The 8239-nt window shown below is 69.0% G+C and carries 6 protein-coding genes and 2 pseudogenes; 2 read left to right on the forward strand and 6 right to left on the reverse strand.

Going from position 1 to position 8239, the window contains the following annotated elements; translation table 11 throughout:
* Window positions 1-123: 123 nt before the first annotated feature.
* The 6 genes and pseudogenes from ACZ7IB_RS48295 to ACZ7IB_RS48320 all read right to left on the reverse strand — a co-directional run bounded on the left by ACZ7IB_RS48295 (window position 124) and on the right by ACZ7IB_RS48320 (window position 5641).
* Entirely contained in the window at window positions 124-555 is a 432-nt protein-coding gene (locus tag ACZ7IB_RS48295) for an NUDIX hydrolase (protein ID WP_470921673.1), read from the reverse strand.
* A 726-nt stretch (window positions 556-1281) separates the two neighbouring features.
* A pseudogene (locus ACZ7IB_RS48300) lies at window positions 1282-1853 on the reverse strand (HD domain-containing protein).
* A 16-nt stretch (window positions 1854-1869) separates the two neighbouring features.
* Window positions 1870-2409 carry a hypothetical protein gene (locus ACZ7IB_RS48305; RefSeq protein WP_470921675.1) on the reverse strand — a complete coding sequence of 180 codons (540 nt, stop codon included), beginning with the start codon at window positions 2407-2409 and terminating at the stop codon, window positions 1870-1872.
* 185 nt (window positions 2410-2594) lie between these two features.
* Window positions 2595-3773 (reverse strand): IS110 family RNA-guided transposase, encoded by a 1179-nt coding sequence (locus ACZ7IB_RS48310; protein WP_470921676.1) that lies wholly within the window; start codon window positions 3771-3773, stop codon window positions 2595-2597.
* Between the two features lie 299 nt (window positions 3774-4072).
* Window positions 4073-4947, reverse strand: a pseudogene (locus tag ACZ7IB_RS48315) (aminoglycoside phosphotransferase family protein).
* Between the two features lie 229 nt (window positions 4948-5176).
* Window positions 5177-5641, reverse strand: a complete 465-nt coding sequence (locus ACZ7IB_RS48320; RefSeq protein WP_470921678.1) for a winged helix-turn-helix transcriptional regulator — start codon at window positions 5639-5641, stop codon at window positions 5177-5179.
* Window positions 5642-5762: 121 nt separating this feature from the next.
* Here ACZ7IB_RS48320 and ACZ7IB_RS48325 point away from each other — a divergent pair, with 121 nt between their 5' ends.
* Window positions 5763-6680, forward strand: a complete 918-nt coding sequence (locus ACZ7IB_RS48325) for an alcohol dehydrogenase catalytic domain-containing protein (protein ID WP_470921680.1) — start codon at window positions 5763-5765, stop codon at window positions 6678-6680.
* A 327-nt stretch (window positions 6681-7007) separates the two neighbouring features.
* Entirely contained in the window at window positions 7008-7400 is a 393-nt protein-coding gene (locus tag ACZ7IB_RS48330; RefSeq protein ID WP_398634580.1) for a DUF4267 domain-containing protein, read from the forward strand.
* The last annotated feature ends 839 nt before the right edge of the window (window positions 7401-8239 follow it).

Genomic DNA, 8239 nt, shown 5'->3' on the forward strand with positions numbered 1-8239 from the left:
AAACAACCTGCCCACCCACGACCACCGACCGAAACCAGCTCACCAAACGATCAAGAGATCATCTTCAGAGCACGTCGGTGGATCGAGGCTAAGTGGCAGTCAGCGCCAACGCACTTCTGCTCCTTATCCAGCGAGGACGCCGCTCTCTCGCAACAAGGGCAGCACGTGGTTGCGTACTGCGGGAGCGAGCTGCAGATCACTTTCGCGGCCGGTCGTCCACCGCGTGTCCGCCAGTTCGGCCGCGGGCAGGGGTATCCGGTCGATTTGTGCCCCGAAGACCGTCATCTTCATGGGCACGCCCTCCAAGGCCGCCACGGCCTCGACGTCCATCAGGAAGCGCGGCTCCAACGGCACGACACCCAGTTCTTCGTCCAGTTCCCGCGCCAGCGCTTTCATCGGTTCCTCACCCGCATCGGGCTTGCCGCCAGGGAGATAGAAGATCTCGGGAGCCGCCTGCTTGCTCACGACCAGGAGACGCCCTTCCTGAACGATCGCGGCAGCCACCACGACCAAGGGATCCTGTCGGCCAAGGTTCGGCGCGGAGACCGCCGCCACACTTTGTTGCTCCATACTCGCGATTCTTGCAGCCACCCCGGCCAACGAGCCACGAGCCCCGTCTCAACGTGAGCCCCAGGGCCTCCCGCTACACCGGGGACTGACGTCAAATGGCGTGAACATCTTCGGCCCCGCCAGTCAGCAGCTGCTGCCCAAACCGATCGACAACTGCTGTTGCTTGAAGTGAACGAAGCCAGCGGCGGTGACGTCCAGGACCACGAGGACCGGCTCGGTGATGTGCTGTTCGTCGAAACGCATGCTCCCGATGACGACGCGGTACGGCGGCTCGGTTCGCCGATGGCCGCGCAACCGCCCGGACGGGTGACAGCCGTAGTCACGCTGCGCTTTGCAGGTCGCCGGGGTGCCACCGGGCCCGTAGACAGGGAAGGTGCAGCCCGCGGGTCTGTGACAGGACGACCTGGGCTGCTGCCCCTCACACCGGGGCTCGCGCCACCCCAGAGGGTACGGGCCCCGGCCACACTCGGCGGAAGGAGCCGACGGTGGTGCCAGGCTCGAAGGGCGAAGGCGAGTACGCCCACGTCCGGAGGTTCGGCGTCGTCACCGACTCCGAGCACCAGGCGGTGGAGCTCGCCCCGCGCCCTCGCCGTGCTCGAGGAGCGGGGCAGGCCGTTTGCGGACGCCGACCGGTGGGCGGATGCCGCCTGGCCGCCGCCGAACCTTCCCCGGCAGCTCTGGGCGGGCTGAACCGGCCGGTTGCCGGTCGGGCTATCGGAGGTAGTTCTGCTGCCACTCCAGCGATGGCATGGACAGTGCGGTCTCGGCGAGGGCCTTCGCCGATGGCGTCTTGAGTGACGCGAGGCTGGTGTCGATCCAGTTCTGGGTGAGGCTGTAGCCCTGTTCCCGGTACTTCACCGCCTGGACCAGGCACTCGAGCTTGTCTGCGTTGCGGGCGACGACCGCCTCCGGGGTTTCGCCGGCTTCGTACTCGTCGACCGCGCTCTGCACCCCGGTACGGACGGCCGGGTGAGAGTTTGAGACCTGGTCCGCGGTCACCTCGCCGTTCGGGGCGGCCCGCAGGTAGCGGCGGCCGATGTGCGGGATGTCGCCGACGCGGGTTTCCTGGCTTTGTGGAACAGGCACATCAGCGCGACCCGGGCCGGGTCGGCGCCTTCCATCATGGCGAGGACCGAGCCGATGACCCCGACACGGAAGGAGTGCTCGGCAACGGACTCGGGGTTCTTGTTGCCGGTGAACCATCAGCCGGTGCGGGCCGAGCGCTTGAGCACGCCCATCTCGAAGATGAAGCCCGCGGTGCCCTTGGTGGTGTCGCCCGACATGCCATGCCTCCGTTGCTCAGGTGCGGTTGTTGTCGAGAACGTAATGGACCACGCCCAGATCCCGGCGTGATCGCGCCGAAAGGTGAACGCCGTCCAGCAGCTGGGCCGTGCGCTCGCGCAGCGGGGAGGCGAGCGGGCCGGCCGCCTGCGGCAGCCACGGCGCCACGACAAGGAGCGCGTGCGGGGAGTGCGCGTACAGGTCGACGAAGCCGGGCGCCTCGACCAGGCCGACGGCGAGGCCGCGCAGCAGGGTCAGCGCGTCCCAGCCGGCCAGGCCCCGGTCGCGCATGAACGTGTCGTCGCTCTGCGGGACGGGCAGCGCGCCCAGCCGCAGCGCCCAGTAGTTCAGGTTCGCGGCCTCGGCGGTGTCGTCGTCGGCCAGGGCGCGGTCGATGAAGTCGAGCAGCGGCTGCGGGTCACCGAGCCGGGCCAGGGCGGTCGCGGTGGAGCGGGCGGCGGCCCACTGCGGCGACCATCCCCGGCGGGCGAGGACATCGCGCCGCCCCGTGGAGGGTGTGCGCGGTCCACGCGTCCGGGCCGCGGTCGTAGGTCCCAACCTGAGTCGAGGGTCAGCGTCAGCCGGAAGTCGACGCTGATCCTGGTGATGCTCAGGCCGCGGAGATTCAGGACCCATCGGTCGTCATGCTCGCTCGGTTCTCCCCCAGTGTTCATCACCGCACCATGGTGCACTGCGCCCCAAGGGCCGAGAGCGGCTGGTCCGTGGCTGGGTGCAGCTCATTGTCAGGCGGGAGGCATGGGTTGGTAGCAGCGCTGGTCGCGTAGGAGAGCCCAGATGACGTTGACGCGTCGTCGGGCCAGGGCGAGGACGGCCTGAGTGTGGCGTTTGCCTTCGGCGCGCTTTCGGTCGTAGTAGCGGCGGGATTCCTCGCAGCAGCGGATGCTGATCAGTGCGGAGGTGTAGAAGACGCGTTGGAGGCGTCGGTTGTAGCGCTGCGGACGGCGCAGGTTGCCGCTGACCTTGCCCGAGTCGCGGGGTGCGGGTGCGACGCCGCCGAAGCCGGCCAGGCGGTCCGGGCTTTCGAAGGCGTCCATGTCGCCGCCGGTGGCAGCCAGGAACTCGGCACCGGGGATGGGGCCCAGGCCCGGCAGGCTCGCGAGAATCTCAGCGTGGGCGTGCTCGCGGAAGCGGGCTGCGATGAGCTTGTCCATCTCGGCTATCTGCTGGTTGAGCGCTATCACCTGGTTGGCCAGGGTGTGGATCATTCGGGCCGCTGTCTTCTCACCCGGGAGGCTGGTGTGCTGGCTTCCGGCGGCCTCCAGCGCCGCTTCGGCGATCTGGCCGGCGCCGCGGACTTTGCGGTTCCGCAGCCAGGTCTCCAGCCGCTTGGTGCCCAGACGTCGCAGGGAGGCCGGGGTCTGATAGCCGGTCAGCAGCGTCAGCGGTCCGGCGTTGGTGAGGTCCAGTGCCCGGTCCAGCGAAGGGAAGATGCCGGTGAGGTGGGCGCGGAGTCGGTTGACGGTGCGGGTGCGGTCGGCGACCAGGTCCGAGCGGTGGACGGTGAGGAGCTTCAGGTCGGTGGCGATCTCGTCACCGGTCCGCAAGAGGTGCAGGTCGCGGCGGATGCGAGCCTGGTCGGCGATCACCGCAGCGTCCTTGGCGTCGGTCTTGCCTTCGCCGCGGTAGCCCTCGGAGGCGCGGTGGATGGCCCGCCCGGAGATGTAGAACGTTCGCTGGCCGTGGTTGAGGAGCAAGGCGATGACCAGGGCGGCACCGCCGTCGGCGAGGTCGATGCCCCAGGTCACCTCATCGCCCAGAGCCAGGACGTCGGCGAGTAGCTGGAGCAGCTCCGGCTCGTCGTTGGCGACGCGTCGCGACAGCAGCCGACCCCCGCTCTCGTCGATCACCACGCAGTGGTGATGGGTCTTACCTGCGTCGATACCGGCCCAGATGGCGGCCACTCAGTTCCTCCGTGCGTCGGATGGTGTGTGCGTGCCACGGACGACCTCGCTGTCGATTCCCTACGGAGCGATCGAGTCGCAATTCCTAATTGGCAGCCGAGTCGTCGTGGGGCGTCGGGCGGCCAATCGATGCCAGCCACAAACGGCAGAAGGTTGAAAGCCACACCCGACACCCCTGGGTGGGCCAACCATACGAAGGGTTCGCCCATCCCGGTCAACAACGTAGGGAAGGTTGAGCGATGGGTATTCCGTCCCCAGCGGAGCGCGGGGCACGAGGCGATCGGGAATACCGAGTGTACTCACCGGGTCAACGCGAGCAGTTCATCGATCACCCGTTTCTCACCACCGTCACCGAGGTGGGCGATGGCCGCAAACGGCGCGATCACCTTGCTCCAGGCGTGGAGCCGGTCGCCATCGAGCCGGCACGCCGCCGCCACGCGCGCGCAGCGGGTCTCGACGCCCTCCAGCCCGGCGCCGGCTACGACGTAGTCCACAGCGTCGAAGCACGGATCACCGACACAGGCTTTCGGATCGATGGCCATGAGACCGCGCTCCGCGCCGCCGTCGAGCACGTTGCCCAGGTGCAGGTCACCGTGGAGCAACACGGTTGTCGCTTCCGTGTCCAGCAGCCGCTCGCACCGCTGGATGGCCCTGTCCCACGCGGTGACGTCCATCCGTGCACTGATCGCAGGCTCGGACAGCCGCCTGCCGACCCGGGCGAAGGCCTCCTCGCACCGCCCACGCAGCACACGCGTCGGCAGCGGAGGCGGAGCGACCCCGTGCAAGGCGGCGAGCAGCTCCGACCACTGTCCCGGAAGCGAAGCAGCAGGCATGTCCTCCGCTGGCGTTCCGGGCACGATCTCCTCCAACACCATTGCGCCTGCCTCCTCGTCGACGGCCAGCACAGAGGGCACCCGGCCCGAGGCAGCGAACCACCCCAGCATTCCGACCTGCTCGGCCAGAAGGGCCCGCTCCGGACTGATTTTCAGCACCGCAGGCGTGCCGTCGGGCCAACGGCACCGCAACGCGACCGACGAAGCACCGTCCGGGAGGGACTCACCGAGCGAAAGTCCCCACTGGGACGTCAGCCGCGCGATGAGATCCGGCGTGTCAGCGCACCATTCGGCACCTGGGGACCGAATCGACGTACCAACCGCGTAGTGACGCTCTCCACATCCACCAGCAGTCGTTTCACACGGGTCAGTCTGCTGCTCGCGCGATCTTTGTCCAACCGCTTTTCCACCGCTCGCTGTGAACGCGAGCCGACGAGCGAATCGGACCAGAGCAGTCACCCAACCTTCGGTGAGAATCGCTCAGCCTTCGCTGAGACAGATCAGGCGCAAGCCGGCGCGGACTCGATTCACGGAACACCGCCGAACGCCCCAGTTCGTCTGGCTGCAGGTTCAAACAGCAAGCTCATTTTGTTCGGCTGCGGCGCGGTGGTGTTCCTGGCGGTGGACGAGTACGTCGGTCATGTGTGTTTCGGCCCAGTCCTTGAGGCCGGCCATGACGCGGTTCAGGGACAGACCGAGGTCGGTGAGCTCGTAAGTGACGGTGACGGGCACGGTGGGCGTGACGGTCCGGGTGAGCAGGCCGTCGACTTCCAGGGAGCGCAGGGTCTGGGTGAGCATCTTCTGGCTGGCGCCCGCGAGCCGGCGGGACAGTTCGGAATAGCGCATCGGCCGGGGCCCGTCTCCGTGGTCGACCCCGGGACGGTGCGGGCCATCGCTGCCGAGCGCCGCGAGGATCAACGCGACCCACTTGTCGGAGATCCGTTCGAGCAGTTGGCGGCTGGGGCAGCCCGCCATGAACGCGTTGTAGCTCGTCTTCTCCTCGGCCCGCTGCTGAGCCGCCGTCCGCGTCGACATCGATCGCTCCTTCCGTACCTGGAGGCAGCTTACGCACTTTCAAGTGCCTTCTTCCGCGAAGAGGTTAACGAAACCAGCATGGGGCACGGAAACCATCACCCCACCGCAAAGGAACAAAGCCATGAGCGCTGCTACTTTCCGCACCGCCGTCGTCCGCGTCCCGAACGGGCCCGATTCGATCGAGGTCATCGAGGTGCCCGTCGTCGATCCTGGCCCCGGCCAGATCCGCGTCGCCATCGCCGCTGCGACGGTCAACCCCACCGATCTCGGCGTCGCGGCGGGCTTCTTCCACTCGATCGGGCTGGTGCAGCAGCCCGAGTACACCGGTCTGGGCTGGGAGTTCGCCGGCGTCGTGGACGCGGCCGGGCCGGGCGTCGACCTGGCCGTCGGCACCCGGGTGGCCGGCCTGGTGGCCGGCTTCGACCGCGACTACGGCACCTACGCCGAGCAGATCGTGGTCGCAGCGGCCGACGTCGCCCCGGTCCCCGACGGGCTGGACCTGCTGGCCGCGACCACGGTCCCCCTCAACGGGCTGGCCGCCGCGCAGGTCGTCGACCTGCTCGGCGACGCGCCCGCCGGGGCCGCCCGGCTGCTGGTGACCGGCGCCGCGGGGGCGGTCGGAGCGAACGCCACCGTACTCGCCCGGCAACGCGGCTGGCAGGTGACCGGGCTCGCCCGCACCGGCGACGAGGAGTTCGTCCGCGGCCTCGGCGCCGACTTCACCACGCACGCCGAGCCGGAATGGGACGCAGTCGTCGACCCCGCACAACTCAATGACCAGGCCCTCAAACTGGTCCGCGACGGCGGCGCCTACGTCGGCCTGCGGCCCGGCCTCGAACCCCCCACCGAGCGCGGAGTCTCGGTCACCTCCGTGGTCACCGCCTCCGACCGCGGCCGACTCGCCGACCTCCTCACCCGCACCGCCGCGGGCGAACTGCCGGCCCGCGTCTACGCGGTTGTCTCCCTGGACCAGGCCGCCGACGCCCACCGGGCCACCGCCAAGGGCGGCCTCCGCGGCCGCTACATCATCTGCCCCTGACCAGCCCGGCGCCGAGTGCGCCGCCGACCGGGCTCACCGGCACCTGCCCGCCGGAAGCCTCGAACGCAGGGGGCCGGTCCCTGCTGCGCACCCGACCGCCGGCCCGGCCACGACATCGGCGGCATCGCCGAAACCGGCGAGCTACAGCAGCCCCAGCCATCACGACGTCGGTCGGGACAACGCCGAGACGTCCGGGGCAAGAGACGAAGTCTCAGCCCGCTCCCTGCTGTCAGTGATGCGGTTGCGATGCCTCGCGAGGCGATGCGATGCCCGCCGCCGATCCCGTTCCGTTCTGCCCCGCCGTACGACACCCTCAGGAGACCCGCCATGACCATGAAGCGCCTCGCCACCGTCCTCGCCGTCCTCGGCGGCCTGTTCCTCCTCTACACCGGGATCAGCTTCCTGCTCGCACCGCAGGCGACGGCCGAAGGGTTCGGACTGCCGACCTGGCCACAGGACCAGGGGAAGGGCTTCCTGGCGGTCAAGGGCATGCGAGACATCGGCTTCGGACTGGTGATACTCGCGCTGCTGCTGGCCGGGCAGCGCAAGGCGCTCGGGCTGGCGATGGCGGCAATGGCCGTCGTCCCGGCCGGCGACATGCTGATCGTGCTGAACGAAGGCGGCCCGGCGGCAACCGCGTACGGCGTCCACGGACTGGCTGCGGCGACGGTCGCCGTGACAGCGGGACTGCTGCTGCGCGAGCGGCCGGCAGCCGCCTGAGGTCCGCACGAAAGTGGATCTTGGTCCGGGGTGGCCGTCGTGTGGGACGGGAAATCCCGACCGAGGGTCGACGGGCTGTTCTGGAGCCGTTGTTGCACGGCCACCCCCGTCTCCGCCTCGGCCTTCGCGCCGGTCAGAGCCCTGGAGCGGGTACAAGGAGCGGTCACCCGTGACGGCTTCGCGACCCGCTTCGCCCGCCAGGCGCACCGAGCGGAGCGTGCTGCCTTCGGCGAGCATCTGGCGGTGGCAGTAGCCCTCGGGCCGGCCACCCCGGCTCTCCATCCACGCCGGCGTCGGAAAAGCCTGCCGGACCACCGCCCACTCCGCATCACTCATGTCCGAGTCGTAATAGGGCTCCCGGCCGCGCTGATCGGCCGCGTTCCCGAACCTGTGGGCGAGACAGTCACACCCTGGGGTGGACGAGCTGGACTCCACCAAGGTAACCACGCAAGACTGCGACAACAAGGGCCTCCCTGGCGCTCTGGCTTCAACAACCGCGAGCTACCAGGAGGCCCTTCCTTCATGCGCGCACAGCGGCGAACTCACCCGATCCAGCACTCTGTTCGATCCAGAACGACCGCACGATCGGAAAGACAACAGCTTGTCAGGTCCCCACGCATCCGGTTGTAGATGGTGGCGGCTTCGATGCCGCGTCGCTCCTGCCGCGCCAGCGCCGTCAACCGCCCATTGCGCATCAGTCAACGGCACATCCAACCCAACGAGGGAGGCAGCCCGGCCGTCATGTCTAGTGCCGCATCAGGCAACGTTTGCCCTGTCCACGACGGCGCGTAGGCGCCGGTGGTCGGCATGGCGGTTGCGCCAGATGATGTAGCGGCGGA

It is taken from the genome of Streptomyces sp. NPDC037301 (assembly GCF_055602785.1).